Origin of the sequence: Oricola sp. (genome assembly GCF_022763245.1) — a bacterium.
Taxonomy (GTDB): domain Bacteria; phylum Pseudomonadota; class Alphaproteobacteria; order Rhizobiales; family Rhizobiaceae; genus Oricola.
This window is the reverse complement of sequence record NZ_JALEGV010000028.1, coordinates 58878-75922: the sequence shown is the minus strand read 5'-3', so window position 1 is coordinate 75922 and position 17045 is coordinate 58878. Positions and strand designations below refer to the sequence as shown.

Genomic DNA, 17045 nt, shown 5'->3' with positions numbered 1-17045 from the left:
ATCATGGATATTGGCGACACGTCACCGGTCGCGCTCGGGCTCGCGCTGATCATCGGCTATCTCTCAGGCTCCGTTCCCTATGGCCTGCTGCTGACGCAGATGGCCGGCCTCGGCGACATCCGCTCCATCGGATCGGGCAATATCGGCGCCACCAACGTGCTGCGCACCGGCAACAAGGGCCTCGCCGTCCTGACGCTGGTGCTGGACGCGCTGAAGGGCATGGTGCCGGTTCTTCTGGCCCGGCACTTCCTCGGCCTCGACGCGGCGATCCTGGCCGGGCTCGGCGCCTTTCTGGGTCATCTCTACCCCGTCTGGCTGAAATTCAGGGGCGGCAAGGGCGTCGCCACCTTCGCCGGCATCTCGCTCGGCTATTCCTGGCACGTTCTGGCCCCCTTCGCCGTCACCTGGATCGCGATGGCGGCGCTGTTTCGCTATTCCTCGCTGGCCGCGCTGACCGCCAGCTTGGTGACGACGCTGGCGCTGTTCTTCATCGGCCTCACCAAGCTCGGCCTTCTCTATTGCGTGCTGACCGCTCTCGTCTTCTGGAAGCACCGCGCGAACATATCGCGGCTGCTTGCCGGCCAGGAAAGCAAGATCGGCGGCAAGGGCTGAACTCATGGCGAGAGCGGACGAGAACGCCGGCAAGCCCGTCCGCTTCGTCCTCTCCGACCGGCAACGCCTCGCATGGTTGCGCCTCTACCGCTCCGACAATATCGGCCCGGCCACCTTCCGCGACCTGATCGCCCATTGCGGCTCGGCGGAGATGGCGCTGGAAATGCTGCCCGAACTGACCAGGCGCGGCGGCACGCTGAAATCGGTGCGCATCGCCGGCTCCGATGTGGCCGAACGCGAACTGGAGGCGATCGAGCGGCACCGCGCGCGCCTCGTCGGTTTCGGAGAGCCGGACTATCCGCCGATGCTGCGCATGACCGACCTCGCCCCGCCGCTGGTGACGATCAAGGGCGACGCTCAGATCTTCCAGCGCAATTGCGCCGCGATCGTCGGCGCGCGCAACGCCTCGCTGACCGGCATCAAGATGACAGGCCGCATCGGGCGCGATCTCGGCCAGGCCGGCTTCGCCGTCGTCTCCGGGCTCGCGCGCGGCATCGACCGCGCCGCCCATGAGGCAGCGCTTCAAACCGGCACGATCGCGGTGCTGGCAGGCGGCGTCGACCGCCCCTACCCGCCCGAGAATGTGGAGCTGCTGGCGGCCATCGAGGACGGCCCCGGCGCGTCGATCACCGAAATGCCCTTCGGCTGGGAACCGCGGGCGCGCGATTTTCCGCGCCGCAACCGCATCATCGCCGCGCTGGCGCTCGGCCTGGTCGTCGTGGAGGCGGCGTTGCGCTCCGGCTCGCTGATCTCGGCGCGGCTGGCCGGCGAATTGGGCCGGCTGGTCTTCGCCGTTCCCGGATCGCCGCTCGATCCGCGCGCCGAAGGCGCCAACATGCTTCTGAAGGACGGCGCGATCGTCACGACATCGGCGGAGGACGTCATCTCGGCCCTGAAACCGCTCGGCGGCGACGCCGTCACGCCGCCACCGCGTCAATATGCCCTGTTCGAGCCCGAAGAGACATTGTCGCTGCCGCCCGACGACGATCAGCGCGCGCGCATCCTGTCATTACTCGGACCGACGCCCGTCGATGTGGACGACATCATCGCCCATAGCGGCATCGCGCCGGCGCAGGTGTTCCTCGCCATTCTGGAGCTCGACCTGGCGAAACGCATCGAGCGCCACTCAGGCAACCGCGTCTCGCTCGTCCCCGCCGCGTCCTGACCGTTCGTTCTCGTTGGCGAGGTCCATCGCCTCCAGATAGGCCATGTCGATGAAATAGGTCAGCGTCGGGTGACGCTCGGCATTCGCCAGGCGCCGCAGCTCCGCAAGCATCTTGCCGACATATTCGAGCCGGTCCTGATCTGTCAGACGGGTTTCAGCCACCCCGATTTCCCCTGGCGCAAGGACGGGCGCGACGGCGGCCGAAACCGCCTGCGGACCGTCGATCTGCATCGAAACAATCCGTTCCGACGCAATTGACCTAGCGTAGGAATACTATCATTGATTGCATCAAATCAAGACACAACCTTTGGGCGTATTTGTCGCGACGGGGTTTGATTCAGCGCCCCGCCCTCTTGACCAATCCGCGCCAGACAGCCATTTGCGAGGACGCCGCCGGTGCCCGGACGGCCTGTTTTTTGCTCCTTCACCAGCCGATTGCCATGGATGTCGTTGTCGTAGAATCGCCTGCAAAGGCCAAGACCATCAACAAATATCTGGGATCCGGATACAAGGTTCTCGCCTCTTTCGGGCATGTGCGCGACCTTCCGGCCAAGGACGGTTCGGTGCGTCCGGACGAGGATTTCGCCATGTCCTGGGCCGTCGACACGGCGTCCAGCAAGCGACTGAACGAAATCGCCACGGCCATGAAATCGGCCGACTCGCTCATTCTGGCGACTGACCCCGACCGCGAAGGCGAAGCGATCTCCTGGCATGTGCTGGAGGTTCTCAACAAGAAAAAGGTGATCAAGGACAAGCCGGTCCGCCGCGTCGTGTTCAACGCGATCACCAAGAAGGCCGTCACCGAGGCGATGGCGCAGCCGCGCGACATCGACACGCCGCTGGTCGACGCCTATCTGGCGCGCCGCGCGCTCGACTATCTCGTCGGCTTCACCCTGTCGCCGGTGCTCTGGCGCAAGCTGCCGGGTGCACGCTCGGCCGGACGGGTGCAGTCGGTCGCGCTGCGCCTCGTCTGCGACCGCGAGTCGGAGATCGAGCGCTTCAAGCCCGAGGAATACTGGCAGATCGCCGCCCATATGAAGACGGAGGCCGGCCAGGACTTCGTCGCAAGGCTCACCGGCTTCGACGGCAAGCGCGTCACCAAGATGGACATCGGCGACGGCGACCACGCCGCCACCATCAAGGCGATGCTGGAATCGGCCGCCTTCACGGTGGAGTCGCTGGAAGCCAAGCCGCAGAAGCGCAACCCGGCGCCGCCCTTCACGACCTCCACGCTGCAGCAGGCGGCCTCCGCCAAGCTCGGCTTCGCCCCGGCGCGCACCATGCAGGTCGCGCAGCGTCTCTACGAGGGCATCGACGTGGGCGGCGAGACGGTCGGCCTGATCACCTACATGCGTACCGACGGCGTGCAGATGGCGCCCGAGGCGATCACCGCCGCGCGCGACGCCATCGGCAAGGAATTCGGCGCCAACTACCTGCCGGACCAGGCCCGGATGTATTCCACCAAGGCCAAGAACGCCCAGGAAGCCCACGAGGCGATCCGCCCGACCGACTTCATGCGCACCCCGGCCTCCGTGCGCGGCGCGCTCGATGGCGACCAGATGAAGCTCTACGACCTGATCTGGAAGCGCGGCATCGCCAGCCAGATGGCGTCGGCCGAAATGGAGCGCACCACCGTCGAGATCATCGCCAAGGGCGACGGCAAGACCGCGACGCTGCGCGCCACCGGCTCCGTCGTGAAGTTCGACGGCTTCATCGCAGCCTATACCGAACACCGCGACGACATGAAGACCGACGCGGACGAGGAAGACGATTCCAACCGTCTGCCGGCCATGCGCACGGGCGAGACCCCGTCGCGCGAGAAGATCGAGGCGACGCAGCATTTCACCGAACCGCCGCCGCGCTATTCGGAAGCCTCCCTGATCAAGAAGATGGAAGAGCTCGGCATCGGCCGCCCGTCGACCTATTCGGCCACGCTGACGACGCTGCGTGACCGCGAATACGTCAAGCTCGACGGCAAGAAGCTGATCCCGGAGGCCAAGGGCCGCCTCGTGACGGCCTTCCTGGAGGATTTCTTCGAGCGCTATGTGGAGTACGACTTCACCGCCTCGCTTGAGGAGAAGCTCGACGAGATCTCGGCGGGCAAGCTCGCCTGGAAGGACGTGCTGCGCGATTTCTGGCGCGAATTCTCCGCCCATGTGGAGGAGACCAAGGAACTGCGCATCACCGACGTGCTCGACGCGCTCAACGAACAGCTCGAGCCGCTTGTCTTCCCCGCGCGCGCCGACGGGTCCGATCCGCGCATCTGCCCGAAATGCGGCAGCGGCAATCTGAGCCTGAAACTCGGCCGCTACGGCTCTTTCGTCGGCTGCTCCAACTATCCGGAATGCAACTACACCCGCCAGCTGGGCGAGGACGGCCCGAAGGGCGAGGAAGCCGAACTGGCCGACGGACCGAAACAGCTCGGCACCGATCCCTACACGAGCGAGGAGATCACCCTGCGCTCCGGCCGCTTCGGACCCTATGTCCAGCGCGGCGAAGGCAAGGAAGCCAAGCGCGCGAGCCTGCCGAAGGGCTGGAAGGTCGAGGACATCGACCACGAAAAGGCGCTGGCGCTCCTGTCGCTGCCGCGCGATGTCGGACAGCATCCCGAAAGCGGCAAGATGATCTCCGCCGGCATCGGCCGCTACGGCCCCTTCGTGCGGCATGACGGCACCTACGCCAATCTGGAAAGCGTCGAGGACGTGTTCTCCATCGGCCTGAACCGCGCCGTGACGGTCATCGCCGAGAAGCTTGCCAAGGGCCCGGGCCGCGGACGATCCACGCCCGCCGCCCTGAAGGAACTGGGCGAATACCCCGAAGTCGGCGGCCCGATCACCGTGCGCGACGGCCGCTACGGGCCGTACGTCAATCACGGCAAGATCAATGCGACCATTCCCAAGGGCACCGACCCGATGTCGGTGACGCTGGAAGACGCCGTGAAGCTCATCGCCGAACGCGCCGAGAAGACCGGCAAGAAGGTCGGCGGCGCGGCCAAGAAGGCGACCGCCAAGAAGAAGACGGCGGCCAAGAAGCCAGCGGCCAAGAAACCGGCCGCGAAGAAGAAGGCTCCGGCGAAGAAGAAAGCCGCCGAAACCGAAGACAATGGCTAGGCGCAAGGGCGACCCGAAGCCACAGCCCAAGGTGCGCAACGCGCACCTGCCGACCCGCGACGACGTCGTCGCCTTCATCCGCGAGAACCCGGACAAGGCGACGAAACGCGACGTCGCGAAGGCCTTCAACCTGAAGGGCGACGATCGGGTCGCGCTGAAGCACCTGTTCAAGGAACTGGAAGAGGAAGGCGTTTTCCAGCGGCGCGGCAAGCGCCTGGTGACCGCCGGCGCCCTGCCGCAGGTCATGGTGCTGACCGTCACCGGCCGTGACGGCGACGGCGGCCTGCTCGCCCGGCCGCTCGAATGGGACGAGGACGAACAGGGCTCGCCCCCGCTCATCGCCATCCGCGCGCCGCGCCACGCCAAGCAGCGCCAGCTCGTCGCCGGTGTCGGCGACCGTGTCCTCGCCCGCATCACGGCTCCGCACGATGCCGACAGCCCGCACACCGCCCGCGTGATCAAGAAGCTGGAAAAGCGACGGGCAGGCGTGCTCGGTGTGATCCGCCGCATGGATGACGGCGGCTACCGGCTGGAGCCGGTCGATCGCAGGCAGCAGGAGCTGATCCTCGACAACGACCAGCTCGCCGATGCGAGCCCGGGCGACCTGGTCGAGGTGGAGGTCACGAAGATCGGCCGCTACGACCTGCCGCGCGCCGCGGTGACGCAGCGCATCGGGTCCTTCGCCTCCGAAAAGGCGGTCTCGATGATCGCCATCCACGCCAATGGCATTCCGCATGTCTTTCCCGAGACCGTGATGGCCGAAGCCGCGGCGGCGAAACCGGTCACGCCCGGCGGCAAGCGCGAGGACTGGCGGTCCCTGCCGCTGGTGACGATCGATCCGCCGGACGCCAAGGACCATGACGACGCCGTCCATGCCGAGCCGGATCCGGATGTCGGCAATCCCGGCGGACACATCCTCACGGTCGCCATCGCCGATGTCGCCTACTATGTGCGGCCGGGTTCGCCGCTCGACCGGGAAGCGTTGAAGCGCGGCAACTCGGTCTATTTCCCCGACCGCGTCGTGCCGATGCTGCCGGAGCGGATCTCCAACGACCTCTGCTCGCTGCGCGAGGGCGAGGATCGCCCGGCGCTGGCCGTGCGCATGATCTTCGGCGCCGACGGCAGGAAGCGCGGCCACACGTTCCATCGCATCCTCATGCGCTCCGCCGCGAAGCTTTCCTACGACCAGGCCCAGGCGGCCATCGACGGCGCGCCGGACGACAAGACCGGCCCGCTCATGGAGCCGATCCTCAAGCCGCTGTGGGAAGCCTATCGCTGCCTGCACAAGGGCCGCCACGCCCGCGGACCGCTCGAACTCGACCTGCCGGAACGCAAGATCGTCCTCAACGACGAGGGTCTCGTCGACCGGGTGATCGTGCCTGCCCGCCTCGATGCGCACAAGCTCATCGAGGAATGCATGATCCAGGCGAATGTCGCGGCCGCCGAGACGCTGGAATCAAAGCGCCAGCTGCTCGTCTATCGCGTCCACGACCAGCCCTCCATGGCCAAGGAAGAATCGCTGCGCGAATTCCTGAAGACGCTCGATATTTCGCTGGCGCGCGGGGCGCAGCTTCGGCCGCAGGCTTTCAACGTCATCCTAGACGCCGTCAAGCACACCGATCACGCCGCCCTCGTCAACGAGGTTATCCTTCGCAGTCAGGCGCAGGCCGAATACGCGCCGGAGAATTACGGTCATTTCGGCCTCAACCTGTTGCGCTACGCGCATTTCACCTCGCCCATCCGCCGCTATGCCGACCTGATCGTGCATCGCGCGTTGGTCCGCGCGCTCGACCTCGGCGACGGCAAGGACGGGCTGCCGGACGTCACGCTCGATCAGTTGCGAGAGATCGCCGGAACGATCTCGTCGGCGGAACGACGCGCGGTCCATGCCGAACGCGAGACCGTCGACCGGCTGATCGCCCTCTATCTGGCCGACAATATCGGCGAGGTCTTCGAGGGCCGCGTCGCCGGCATGTCGTCCTCCGGCCTGTTCGTCGCCCTGCCGGCCTATGGCGCCGACGGCTTCGTCCCGGCCTCGACGCTGGGTGACGACTATTACCACCATGACGAAGCCATCCACGCCATGGTCGGCGAACGCACCGGCCTCGGCTATCGGCTCGGCGATCCGGTGACGGTGAAGATCTCCGAAGTGCTGCCGCTGGCCGGCGCCATGCGCTTCGAGATGGTCAGCGAACCGCGCAAGCTTGGCGTGTCGTCGAAATCGTTCCATAAGGCGCGCAAGGGCGCACGGTCGGCGGCGCGCAACAAGCGCGGCAAACGCCCGCCGGGCCGCAAAGCAACAGGACGCAGACGATGAGCGAGATCACCATCTACAACGGCGACGACAATCCGGCGCAGCCGAGCCGTCCCGTCTTTGCCGCGATCAAGCGCGGCTTTGCCGGCCGCTGCCCGAATTGCGGCGAAGGCAAGCTGTTCTGCGGCTTCGCCAAGCCGGTGGACACCTGCGCCCATTGCGGCGAGGAACTGCACCACCAGCGCGCCGACGACTTTCCCGCCTATCTGAACATCTTCATCGTCGGCCACGTGGTGGTCGGCGCCTTCACCTTGGCCGAAGTGCTCACGGACTGGTCGAGCTGGCTGCATCTGGCGATCTGGGCGCCGATGACCGTCATCATGGCGTTGGTGCTGATCCAGCCGATCAAGGGCGCAGTGATCGGGTTCCAGTGGGCCAACTACATGCACGGCTTCGGCGGCGAAGACGACATGCCCGAGGTGCATCCCGAACAAGATGCCTGATCCCTCCTACGAGAAGTTCGTCGCCACCAACAAGCCCTATGGTCCCGCGCCGCTCACCCGGCCGCGCGACGCCGCGACGCTGATTCTGTTGCGCAGGACCGCCGGCGCGCCGCAGGTGCTGATGGGCCGGCGCAGCCGAAAGCTCGCCTTCATGCCGGGCATGTTCGTCTTCCCCGGCGGCCGCACGGAACGCGACGACCTGACCGCCACACGCACCGGCGGCCTGCATCCGGGCGACGCGCGACGCCTGATCGACGGCATGGGCAGGCGCGGAAGCCTGCGCCGCGCGGAAGCGCTGGCCATGTCGGCGATTCGCGAGACCCACGAGGAAACCGGCCTGTTCATCGGCCGCAATGGTGAGGCGCCGACCGAAGCGCGCTCGCCGGAATGGCAGTCCTTCGCGCGCGAAGGCATCCTGCCCGACCTGTCGGCGCTGCGCTTCCTCGCCCGCGCCATCACGCCGCCCGGACGCGTTCGCCGTTTCGACACGCGGTTCTTCATCGCCGACGCGGATCATGTCGCCAATCCGGACGGCCTGATCGCCAACCCGGACGAGGAACTGGAAGAGGTCCGCTGGATCGGCACCGACCAGCTCGACGACATCCAGATCCCGGGCATCACCGAAGCGATTCTCGACCTGCTGATCAGGCGCCTGCAAGAGGATCCGGATCTCGCGCAAGACGTCGCCGTGCCGTTCTTCCGGGCCGAAAACCGCCGTTTTGTCCTGACATTCGAATGACTCCCGCAATGACAGCTTGACTTTCCGCGCGCAATCCGTAGGTTCCGCGCACATTCGCCGGCGGTCTGCCCGTGACCCGCTTTGGCTCGCTCTCTTGAAATGACAGGTTAAGACCATGGCAAAGGCCACCACGATCAAGATCAAATTGCTGTCCACCGCGGACACCGGCTTCTTCTACGTCACCAAGAAGAACAGCCGCACCTTCACCGAGAAGATGGTGAAGACGAAGTACGACCCGATCGCCAAGAAGCACGTCGAGTTCAAGGAAACCAAAATCAAGTAAGGTTTCGCCGACGCGCATGATCGGAAACCGCCGCTCGCAAGACCGGCGGTTTTTTGTTGCCGTCAGTTGGGAGAGACGCGGTGCCGATACGCGATGCGCGCCCCGAAGAGACGGAGACCCTCGCCACGCTGTGGCATGACGGCTGGCACGACGCGCATGCCGCCCTCGTCCCGCAACCCTTGGTGACGCTGCGCACGCTTGAAAGTTTCCGAGCGAGGACGGCAACGCATCTGGACGAGATGCGTGTCGTCGAACACTCCGGCCGCGTGGCCGGTTTCTTCTACCTGAGAGGCGACGAGCTGGACCAGTTCTACGTCGCCGCCGAAGCCCGCGGCACGGGCGCTGCCGCGGCCCTGATCGCCGACGCCGAGGACGGCCTGCGTGCTGCGGGCGTCACGACCGCATGGCTCGCCTGCGCGGTCGGCAATGAACGCGCGGCGCGCTTCTACGAGAAATCCGGCTGGCGGCGCGCCGCCACGATCGACTTCGCCACCGAGACGACGGCCGGGCCCTTCGTCCTGCAGGCATGGCGATACGAGAAAAAGCTGGCCTGAACGGCGGTCAGGCGGCCCGGGAGACGACCCGGTTGCGGCCCGTCTTCTTCGCCTCGTAAAGCGCCTCGTCGGCGCGTTTGAGAAGCCCGCCGGCGGTCTCGGCTTCCGACTGGATCAGGCTCGTCACGCCGATGCTGACGGTGACGTCCAGCGCACGCGCGCCGTTCTCGATGGAGAATCCGTCCGATTCGATCTGCGCGCGCAGCCGTTCGGCGACTTCGGCGGCGACGTCCGGCGTGGTGTCGGGCATCACGATCACGAATTCTTCGCCGCCATAGCGACAGGCCAGGTCCATGCCGCGCACATTGATGCGCAGCCGCCGGGCGAATTCGCGCAGCACGTCGTCGCCCGCCGCATGGCCATGCGTGTCGTTGACCGCCTTGAACCGATCGATGTCGGTGATGAGCAGCGACAATTCGCGGCCGCGATTGAGCGCGCGCGCCACCAGCGTCTCCAGATGCGTGTCGAGATAGCGGCGGTTGTAGAGCCCGGTCAGCCCGTCCGTGACGGCCAGCTCGATCGAGGCGGCGATATTGTCGCGCAGCCCGTCGTGATAGCGCTTGCGTTTGACCTGCGTGCGCAGCCGAGCGATCAGCTCGTTGGCGTCCACCGGCCGAACGATGAAGTCGTTGACGCCCAGTTCCAGCGCCCGCTTGATCAATTCGTCGCCATCCTCGTCGGCGACCAGGATGATCGGCACGAACCGCGTGCGATCCAGCGACCGCAACTGCGAACACACCCGCAGCGGATCGAAATCGGAGAACCGCGCGGCGACGAACACGCAGTCGAAATCGCCCTCCGCCGCCACCATCACCGCCGATTGCGGCTCCGCGGCATGCGTGATGTCGAAGCTTCCGCGCAGCGGCTTGACCAGCCGCGCGAACGACGTCTCCCGCTCGTCGATCACCAGCACCTTCGGCTTGGCACGTTCGCCACCATCGACATCGTTCAACAAGCTCTCCAACCCGATGTCCCGAGCCGTCACGGCGCGCAGCCGCAATTCGTCGGTCAGCATCTTGAGCCGCAAAAGGCTGCGCACGCGCGCCATCAGCTGGATCTCGTCGACGGGCTTGGTCAGGAAATCGTCAGCGCCGGCCTCCAGGCCCCGCACGCGGTCGGCCATGCCGTCCAGCGCCGTGACGATGATGACCGGGATGTGAGCGGTGGCCGCGTTGGCCTTCAAGCGCTCGCACACCTCGAAACCGTCGATGCCGGGCATCATGATGTCGAGCAGCACGAGGTCGATCTGCGTTTCGGCGCAGGTCGCCAGCGCATCCTCGCCGTCCTTGGCCGTGATGACGTTGAAATACTCCGCGGTCAGCCGTGTTTCGAGAAGGTTCCGGTTCGCTTCAAGATCATCGACGACGAGTATGCGCGCGGTCATGCGACACGTCCTGTCCAGGTTCAAGCGTCGCCAAGATACGACTTAATGGTTTCAATAAATTTAGGAACCGAGATCGGTTTTGAGATGTAACCCTCGCAGCCGCCCTGGCGGATCCGCTCCTCGTCGCCCTTCATCGCGAAGGCGGTGACGGCGATCACCGGGATCGTGTGGAGGTGGTCGTCCTCCTTGAGCCAGCGCGTCACGTCGAGGCCGGACACTTCCGGCAGTTGAATATCCATCAGGATCAGGTCCGGACGATGGGCGCGGGCGAGATCGAGCGCTTCGAGACCGTTGCGCGTGCGCACGGTCTGGTATCCGCTGGCCTCGATGAGATCGCGGAAGAGCTTCATGTTGAGCTCGTTGTCCTCGACGATCATGACCGTTTTCGTCATAGCAGTCTCCCGTACCGTCGACCGGTCCACCCGTCCATGGCGGCGATCTCGGTATCGTTTTTGCCGTTCCGCAAAGTTATAACGCGATTCCCTTGAGAAAAAGCGAACGGAGCGGAAGATGGATGATGACGCGACCGAAGCCACGCCCGAAGCGGTGGCCGCCGCGGCGCTGAGCTGGATCGCCGGCGACGAGCGCATGCTCGACCGCTTCCTCGCGCTCACCGGCATCGAGGCGGGCCAGATCCGCCAGGCGGCGGCCGAGCCCGGCTTTCTCGCCGGCGTGCTCGATTTCCTGCTCGCCCACGAGCCCAGCCTGATGGCGTTCTGCAACGAGACGGAAACCGATCCCGACACGGTGCAACAGGCGCGCGAAGTGCTGCTCGGCAATCCGGGCAATGAATGGCTCTCAACGTGACGCCCGAGGAACGCCGCCGCATCGCCGCGCTGACGGCATCCGACCGGCCGCTCATCGTCTGCGACATCGACGAAGTCGTGCTGGAATTCGTCGCGCCCTTCATGGCCTATCTCGACAGCCAGGGCCACGAACTGCGCACCACCTCGTTTCGCCTGGCGGGAAACGTCTTTGACAAGAAGACCGGCCAAGCAGCTGAAAAGAAAGCCGTATCCGACTTCCTCGAAAATTTCTTCGCAGAACATGACGCGTGGCAGAAGCCGACCCCGGGCGCGCTTGACGCGCTTGGCGCCATCGAGGCCGCGCATGACGCCGACATCGTCTTCCTGACCGCCATGCCGCCCCGGCACCATGCCCGCCGGCGCGCCCTGCTCGACAGTCACGGCTTCTCGCATCCGATGATCGCCACCGAGGACGCCAAGGGCGACGCCGTGGCCGGCCTGATCCGCGAACGCCCGGCACGCGCCGTGACCTTCATCGACGATCTGCCGCCGAACCACATCAGCGTTCTCCAGGCCGTGCCGGACGCGCTCAGCCTGCACCTGATGGCCTACCAGCCGTTGCGACCGCATCTGCCGCCGATGCCGCAGGGCGTGACGAGCGTCGAGGACTGGCCTGCCGCGACCCGGGCCATTGCCGAATTCCTGGCGAAACGCGGCCGCTGACATCGCTCAGAGCTCGAACCGCATCAGCGGCCGGCCCGGCTTGCGCGAGGCCACCTGCGCGAACCCTGCCTTTTCGAACACGCGAGTCGAGCCGACGAAGAGCCCGACCGATTTCGCCTGCTTGGCCTGATCCATCGGACAGGCCTCCAGAAGGCGCGCGCCGTTCTCGCGCGCATGCGCGACGCCAGCGGCGACCATCGCATGCGACAGCCCCTGCCCGCGCATCGCCGATTTCGTGAAGAAGCACGAGATCGCCCAAACCGAATCATCGTCGACGGACGCATCCTCCAGCGGCGCGCTCACCCGGCCGGAATTGTTGAACTGCGGCACGTCGGCTCGCGGCCCGATCTGCATCCACGACACGGCTTCGCCGTCGACATAGCCGAGCAGCCCCGGCGGCGGACCGGCAAGGACGCGGGCATGCATGTGCGCCTTGTTGTCGAGCGACGAATTCGCCTTGCGCAATTTCGGCGCAAGCCGGAAATAGCTGCACCAGCAGCCGTAACAGGCGCCCTGTTTGCCGAACAGCGCGGCGAAATCGTCCCAGCGCTCGGCCGTAAGAGGAAGCACGTCGAGCTTGGCCATGACGGCATCTCCACCCGATGGTAACGTGATTGGCGATTTTGCAGGATCAATGTTCATGGTATGTTCACATCCATGTCCGTGACTGTCAACAGCCTGGCAGCAAGTTTTTGCCGCGATTGTCTGGCCCCGACCAAGGGGGCGGAGAAGCGTTGCCTTGCCTGCGGCAGCCCGCGGCTCCTGCGCCATGCCGAACTCGACCGCCTGTCGATCGCCCATATCGATTGCGACGCCTTTTACGCGGCGGTGGAAAAGCGCGACAATCCGGATCTGCGCGACAAGCCGGTGATCGTCGGCGGCGGACGGCGCGGCGTCGTCTCGACCTGCTGCTACATCGCGCGCATCCATGGCGTGCGGTCCGCCATGCCGATGTTCAAGGCGCTGGAAGCCTGTCCGGAGGCTGTCGTGGTGAAGCCGGACATGGAGAAATACGCACGCGTCGGCCGCCAGGTCCGCGAGATGATGCGCGACCTGACGCCGCTCGTTGAGCCGCTGTCGATCGACGAGGCCTTTCTGGACCTCTCGGGCACGGAAAGGCTGCACAGGGATGTCCCCGCCCGCGTGCTGGCGAAATTCGCCAGGCGTATCGAGACCGAGGTCGGCATCACCGTCTCGGTCGGGCTGTCCTACTGCAAGTTCCTCGCCAAGGTCGCCTCCGACCTGGAGAAGCCGCGCGGCTTTTCCGTCATCGGCGAGGCCGAGGCGCTGGATTTCCTGCGCGACAAGCCGGTCACCATGATCTGGGGCGTAGGCAAGGCCTTCGCCGCCTCGCTCGAAAAGGACGGCATCCGCACGATCGGCCAGTTGCAGACGATGGAGGAAAACACGCTGATGAAGCGCTACGGCGTCATGGGCCGCCGGCTCTTCCATCTGTCGCGTGGCGAGGACGATCGCGCGGTGCATGTGGAACACGAGGCCAAGAGCATTTCGGCCGAGACGACCTTCAACGAAGACTACGCGGCCGCGGCCGACCTCCTGCCGATCCTGCGCGCCCTGTCGGAAACAGTGTCGCGGCGCCTGAAGGCCTCGGAGCTTTCCGGCCGCACCGTCACGCTGAAGCTGAAGGACCGCAGCTTCCAGACCCGAACGCGCAACAAGCAATTGTCGAGCCGCACGCAACTCGCCGACCGGATCTTCCGCACGGCTGCGCCGATGCTCGAAAAGGAACTCGACGGCACCAAATACCGCCTTATCGGCGTCGGCCTTTCCGACCTCGCCACAGACCCGATGGCCGATCCGCAGGACCTGATCGACCAGGACGCCGGACGGAGAGCGAAGGCGGAAGCCGCGATGGACCGGGTGCGGGAGAAGTTCGGCAATCGCGCGCTGGAAACGGGCTACACGTTCGGCACCGGCAATCGCGGCAAGCCGCAGAGGGATCAGGAGAACTGATCGCCCGCCTCGACGTTAGGACCTGAACAGCCGACCCGGGCCCGACGCTCCGCCCACCCTGCCGCCAAGCGTGAGCATGTGCCAGGCGAGCACCTGGTTGGATGTGAGAACCGGCTTGCCGAGCGCCGCCTCCGCCTCGTCGATGAGGCCGAAGGTGCGCAGATTCGTGCAGGAGGCGAACACGGCCTCGACATCCCCGCTGCCGACAACGCCCATCGCGTCGAGAATGGATGCCCGCGAGATCCGCGCGACCGCCCGGTCGCTCTCCTGTTCGAAGGAGCCGAAAGTGCCGATCTCCAGCCCATGCGAGACCAAAAGGTCCTGCATCGCGGTCGAAACGGCAGGCAGATAGGGCGTCAGGAAGCCGATGCGGCGCACGCCAAGCCGCCGGCAGGCTGCAAGCAGCGCGCTCACCGGGTCCGTCACCTTTGCCTGCGGCTGCACCGAATGAATGGCCGAGCGCACCGCGTCGATGCCGATCATGGTCGTGCCGGATGTGCATCCATAGGCGATCACGTCGAGCGGCGAGGCCGACGGAAACAGGGCTGTCGCGCGTGGAAGGTTCACCCTCATCTCGGCGAGCGTATCCGGCGCGACCGTATCCGCGAAGGGGATGCGCGAATGGTGAAGCGCGAGGTCATCGCCCTGAAAAAGCGGCGCAAACTCCGTCTCCAGCGTTTCGTCGGATTGCAGGATGAGCACCCCGAATGACGTGCGTGCCGACAGGGGCTCGTCGAGTTCGTAGGCAAGTTTCATCGCGTCAGCCTCCGATGACGGGCAGATCGGGCGGCGCCCGCTCGGTCAGGAGTTCGGCCGGCCCGTTGCGGATGACGATGTTTTCCTCATGCACCATGATCTTGCCCGGACCGACCCGCATGCCGGGTTCGAGCGTGATCACCATGCCGGGCTGCAGCTCTGTCTCGTCGAAGCCGACCAGCGAGGGCGGTTCGGTCAGCTGCATGCCGAGCCCGTGGCCGTATCGGCCGACATCGCCGCCGTCCTCGCCGATCACCCCGGCCATCGCCTCGAACAGGTCGCGGCATGTGCGCCCCGGCCGGGCGATTTCGAGCGCCGCCTCCGACGCACGCCACAGCGTGTCATGGACGTGCCTGGCGACCTCGGATGCGTGGCCGATTGCGAAATTGCGGTCGAGATCGCAGAAATAGCCGCGCAGCGTCGCGCCGGTGTCGAGCATCAGCACGTCGCCCGCTCTCAGCCTGTCCTCGCTCGGCGGCGAGATGACATCGCCATAGCCGCCCTGCCCGGCCCCGCCGACGAGATACGGCACGTCCTCCGCGCCGTTGCGCAGCAACTCGATCTTGAAGGCCCGAAACGCCTCCGCCAGTGTCTGTCCCTCGCGAAAAAGCATCGGAGCAGCGGCGAAGCTCTTCGAAGCGATCGCGCAGATCTCGGCAATGGTGGCGATCTCCGCCTCCGACTTCACCATGCGCTGCCGCTGCACCATCGCCGTCGCGTCAATCATGGTGGAGCCGGGAAGGCCAGCGCGCAGCGCGTCGAAATCGGCGAGCGGCATGCGCAGCGACGTCTCGCGGCCCATCATCAGCCCGATGCGCGAGAAGGGCCGCAGCGCGTCGACCAGGAGCGTCAGACCGTCATCGTCGGGATCGGGCGATGACCAGGTGCGCACCTCGCCGACAAAGGCGGCGCGCATCAGTTCGGCGCCGATGCCGGGAATGACCGCCACCGGCAATCCGGATCGCGGCACGACCAAGAACCAGGGCCGTGTCGGACTTTGCCAGAACAAGGTGCGAAACCCGGTGAAGTACCGGATCTCCGCTTCCGTATTGAAGAACAGGGCATCGAGGCCTGCGGTCGACATGGATGACTGGATCGCTTCCAGCCGGTTCTCATATTCCTGGACGGGAAAATCAGGCCCCGCCATCGACCGGGCCTTCGGAGACGTAGGCAAGCACACGGCTCCGTTCGTCGAGGCGCAGGGTTGCGCGCGCCTCCGGCGTCAAGGTCAACAGGCCGGCGATGCCGGCGACGCCCGAAGGGGTCGTTTCGATCCCGTGACCGGATACCCTCGCGACCGCCGCGTCCGCCTCCTCGTCGGTGATCGTCATGAAGAAATCGGCGTCGCGGGCAAGGCCGGCAAGCGCGAGGAAGGACGGGTCCTTGCAATCGAGCCGGCCCATATTGGACTCGAGGCCCGCCGCATGGACGGGCTTGCCCGCGCGCACGCTTTCCAGAAGCGCCGGCGCGCGGTCCGGTTCGACCACGGTGATGATGGGCGCGCTTCCCCAGATCGCGCGCGCCGCCGCGGCGCATGCAGCCGCAAGGCCGCCGACGCCGGCCTGCAGGAACACATGCGTCGGCGCCGCCTCGATTGCGTCGCCCACCTCACCGGCCATGATCAGATAGCCCTCCATCACGTCGCGGGCGGGCACGGAATATCCCTCCCAGGAGCTGTCGGATAGGAGATACCAGCCATTACCGTGCGCCGCCTTCAAGGCCGCGGTCATGCTCGCGTCGTAGTCGGCGCCCTCGCGCACCACCGTCGCGCCCTTGGCCTCCAGCCGCGCGGCGAAGGCCGGCGGCACGGTTTCAGCGAGATAGATCACGGCATTGGCGCCGAACAGACGGGCGCCCGCCGCCACCGACAGGCCGTGATTGCCTGCGCTCGCGCAGACGAAAGTGATGCCGTTCAGCGCCGTGCGCGCCGCGTCCTCGTCGCCCCCGGCCTTCCGCATCGCCATCTTGGCGATCGCATAGGCCGCGCCGAGCGCCTTGAAGGAGCCGAGCCCCATGCGGTTGCGCTCGTCTTTCAGGGTCACGCGCGCCACGCCACAAACCGCGGCCAAAGACGGCGTGTCGCGCAGCGGCGTCTCGGCCGCCGCCGGACAGCGCGCGAACAATGCGCGCGCGCCGGCGATGTCGGTCGACACCGGTTCGTCCGGCAGGTCCGGAATGGTCGTGAGTGTGCTGCCGCGATGCGGATTGGCGATGATCTCGCGCATGGCTTGCCGGGTCCCTC

The 17045-nt window shown here is 66.2% G+C and carries 18 protein-coding genes; 11 read left to right on the top strand and 7 right to left on the bottom strand.

Translation table 11 applies throughout. The annotated features are described in order from the left end of the window. Positions 1 to 3 precede the first annotated feature (3 nt). Positions 4 to 612: a glycerol-3-phosphate 1-O-acyltransferase PlsY gene (gene plsY, locus MRY80_RS12395; RefSeq protein WP_293291333.1), complete on the top strand. Its 609-nt coding sequence runs from the start codon at positions 4 to 6 to the stop codon at positions 610 to 612. A 4-nt stretch (positions 613 to 616) separates the two neighbouring features. Beyond that, entirely contained in the window at positions 617 to 1777 is a 1161-nt protein-coding gene (gene dprA / locus MRY80_RS12390; RefSeq protein WP_293291332.1) for a DNA-processing protein DprA, read from the top strand. On the opposite strand, the gene MRY80_RS12385 is transcribed toward dprA, so the two are convergent. Further along, a complete protein-coding gene (locus MRY80_RS12385; protein ID WP_293291331.1) occupies positions 1739 to 2008 on the bottom strand; it encodes a hypothetical protein in 270 nt (89 codons plus the stop codon). The genes dprA and MRY80_RS12385 overlap by 39 nt on opposite strands. A 209-nt stretch (positions 2009 to 2217) precedes the next feature. On the opposite strand from MRY80_RS12385, the gene topA reads away from it, so the two are divergent. The 6 genes from topA to MRY80_RS12355 all read left to right on the top strand — a co-directional run bounded on the left by topA (position 2218) and on the right by MRY80_RS12355 (position 9220). Then, positions 2218 to 4887: a type I DNA topoisomerase gene (gene topA / locus MRY80_RS12380; RefSeq protein WP_293291330.1), complete on the top strand. Its 2670-nt coding sequence runs from the start codon at positions 2218 to 2220 to the stop codon at positions 4885 to 4887. Beyond that, positions 4880 to 7204, top strand: a complete 2325-nt coding sequence (gene rnr / locus MRY80_RS12375) for a ribonuclease R (protein ID WP_293291329.1) — start codon at positions 4880 to 4882, stop codon at positions 7202 to 7204. The genes topA and rnr overlap by 8 nt, the downstream gene beginning before the upstream one ends. Then, positions 7201 to 7644: a DUF983 domain-containing protein gene (locus MRY80_RS12370; RefSeq protein ID WP_293291328.1), complete on the top strand. Its 444-nt coding sequence runs from the start codon at positions 7201 to 7203 to the stop codon at positions 7642 to 7644. Before rnr ends, MRY80_RS12370 begins: the two co-directional genes overlap by 4 nt. Beyond that, entirely contained in the window at positions 7637 to 8383 is a 747-nt protein-coding gene (locus tag MRY80_RS12365) for an NUDIX hydrolase (RefSeq protein ID WP_293291327.1), read from the top strand. Before MRY80_RS12370 ends, MRY80_RS12365 begins: the two co-directional genes overlap by 8 nt. A 115-nt stretch (positions 8384 to 8498) precedes the next feature. Continuing rightward, the gene (gene rpmG, locus MRY80_RS12360; protein WP_293291326.1) at positions 8499 to 8666 is read left to right on the top strand and encodes a 50S ribosomal protein L33; all 168 of its coding nucleotides are present in this window, start codon (positions 8499 to 8501) and stop codon (positions 8664 to 8666) included. Between the two features lie 80 nt (positions 8667 to 8746). Beyond that, positions 8747 to 9220, top strand: a complete 474-nt coding sequence (locus MRY80_RS12355; RefSeq protein WP_293291325.1) for a GNAT family N-acetyltransferase — start codon at positions 8747 to 8749, stop codon at positions 9218 to 9220. 7 nt (positions 9221 to 9227) lie between these two features. Here the strand turns inward: MRY80_RS12355 and MRY80_RS12350 are convergent, their stop codons facing one another. Continuing rightward, the gene (locus tag MRY80_RS12350; RefSeq protein ID WP_293291324.1) at positions 9228 to 10604 is read right to left on the bottom strand and encodes a PleD family two-component system response regulator; all 1377 of its coding nucleotides are present in this window, start codon (positions 10602 to 10604) and stop codon (positions 9228 to 9230) included. A gap of 20 nt (positions 10605 to 10624) precedes the next feature. Then, positions 10625 to 10981: a response regulator gene (locus MRY80_RS12345; RefSeq protein ID WP_293291323.1), complete on the bottom strand. Its 357-nt coding sequence runs from the start codon at positions 10979 to 10981 to the stop codon at positions 10625 to 10627. Between the two features lie 133 nt (positions 10982 to 11114). On the opposite strand from MRY80_RS12345, the gene MRY80_RS12340 reads away from it, so the two are divergent. Together MRY80_RS12340 and MRY80_RS12335 are read left to right on the top strand one after the other, a co-directional pair. Continuing rightward, positions 11115 to 11411: a DUF3572 domain-containing protein gene (locus MRY80_RS12340; RefSeq protein ID WP_293291322.1), complete on the top strand. Its 297-nt coding sequence runs from the start codon at positions 11115 to 11117 to the stop codon at positions 11409 to 11411. After that, a complete protein-coding gene (locus MRY80_RS12335; protein ID WP_293291321.1) occupies positions 11396 to 12073 on the top strand; it encodes a hypothetical protein in 678 nt (225 codons plus the stop codon). The genes MRY80_RS12340 and MRY80_RS12335 overlap by 16 nt, the downstream gene beginning before the upstream one ends. 6 nt (positions 12074 to 12079) lie before the next feature. Here MRY80_RS12335 and MRY80_RS12330 read toward each other — a convergent pair whose 3' ends face one another. Then, positions 12080 to 12658 (bottom strand): GNAT family N-acetyltransferase, encoded by a 579-nt coding sequence (locus tag MRY80_RS12330; protein WP_293291320.1) that lies wholly within the window; start codon positions 12656 to 12658, stop codon positions 12080 to 12082. A gap of 72 nt (positions 12659 to 12730) precedes the next feature. Between MRY80_RS12330 and MRY80_RS12325 the strand changes: the two genes are divergently transcribed. After that, a complete protein-coding gene (locus MRY80_RS12325) occupies positions 12731 to 14047 on the top strand; it encodes a DNA polymerase IV (protein ID WP_293291319.1) in 1317 nt (438 codons plus the stop codon). A gap of 15 nt (positions 14048 to 14062) precedes the next feature. Here the strand turns inward: MRY80_RS12325 and MRY80_RS12320 are convergent, their stop codons facing one another. The 3 genes from MRY80_RS12320 to MRY80_RS12310 are packed head-to-tail and all read right to left on the bottom strand — an operon-like array spanning position 14063 to position 17028. Next, positions 14063 to 14803 (bottom strand): Asp/Glu racemase, encoded by a 741-nt coding sequence (locus tag MRY80_RS12320; protein WP_293291318.1) that lies wholly within the window; start codon positions 14801 to 14803, stop codon positions 14063 to 14065. Between the two features lie 4 nt (positions 14804 to 14807). Next, positions 14808 to 15950, bottom strand: coding sequence for a Xaa-Pro peptidase family protein (locus tag MRY80_RS12315; RefSeq protein WP_293291317.1), 1143 nt, complete (start codon positions 15948 to 15950; stop codon positions 14808 to 14810). Then, positions 15937 to 17028: a diaminopropionate ammonia-lyase gene (locus tag MRY80_RS12310; RefSeq protein WP_293291316.1), complete on the bottom strand. Its 1092-nt coding sequence runs from the start codon at positions 17026 to 17028 to the stop codon at positions 15937 to 15939. The genes MRY80_RS12315 and MRY80_RS12310 overlap by 14 nt, the downstream gene beginning before the upstream one ends. Positions 17029 to 17045 lie beyond the last annotated feature (17 nt).

Coding starts and splice junctions, on each gene's coding strand:
- plsY (WP_293291333.1), top strand. CDS start 4: ATGGATATTGGCGACACGTCACCGGTCGCGCTCGGGCTCGCGCTGATC.
- dprA (WP_293291332.1), top strand. CDS start 617: ATGGCGAGAGCGGACGAGAACGCCGGCAAGCCCGTCCGCTTCGTCCTC.
- MRY80_RS12385 (WP_293291331.1), bottom strand. CDS start 2,008: ATGCAGATCGACGGTCCGCAGGCGGTTTCGGCCGCCGTCGCGCCCGTC.
- topA (WP_293291330.1), top strand. CDS start 2,218: ATGGATGTCGTTGTCGTAGAATCGCCTGCAAAGGCCAAGACCATCAAC.
- rnr (WP_293291329.1), top strand. CDS start 4,880: ATGGCTAGGCGCAAGGGCGACCCGAAGCCACAGCCCAAGGTGCGCAAC.
- MRY80_RS12370 (WP_293291328.1), top strand. CDS start 7,201: ATGAGCGAGATCACCATCTACAACGGCGACGACAATCCGGCGCAGCCG.
- MRY80_RS12365 (WP_293291327.1), top strand. CDS start 7,637: ATGCCTGATCCCTCCTACGAGAAGTTCGTCGCCACCAACAAGCCCTAT.
- rpmG (WP_293291326.1), top strand. CDS start 8,499: ATGGCAAAGGCCACCACGATCAAGATCAAATTGCTGTCCACCGCGGAC.
- MRY80_RS12350 (WP_293291324.1), bottom strand. CDS start 10,604: ATGACCGCGCGCATACTCGTCGTCGATGATCTTGAAGCGAACCGGAAC.
- MRY80_RS12345 (WP_293291323.1), bottom strand. CDS start 10,981: ATGATCGTCGAGGACAACGAGCTCAACATGAAGCTCTTCCGCGATCTC.
- MRY80_RS12340 (WP_293291322.1), top strand. CDS start 11,115: ATGGATGATGACGCGACCGAAGCCACGCCCGAAGCGGTGGCCGCCGCG.
- MRY80_RS12335 (WP_293291321.1), top strand. CDS start 11,396: ATGGCTCTCAACGTGACGCCCGAGGAACGCCGCCGCATCGCCGCGCTG.
- MRY80_RS12330 (WP_293291320.1), bottom strand. CDS start 12,658: ATGGCCAAGCTCGACGTGCTTCCTCTTACGGCCGAGCGCTGGGACGAT.
- MRY80_RS12325 (WP_293291319.1), top strand. CDS start 12,731: ATGTCCGTGACTGTCAACAGCCTGGCAGCAAGTTTTTGCCGCGATTGT.
- MRY80_RS12320 (WP_293291318.1), bottom strand. CDS start 14,803: ATGAAACTTGCCTACGAACTCGACGAGCCCCTGTCGGCACGCACGTCA.
- MRY80_RS12315 (WP_293291317.1), bottom strand. CDS start 15,950: ATGGCGGGGCCTGATTTTCCCGTCCAGGAATATGAGAACCGGCTGGAA.
- MRY80_RS12310 (WP_293291316.1), bottom strand. CDS start 17,028: ATGCGCGAGATCATCGCCAATCCGCATCGCGGCAGCACACTCACGACC.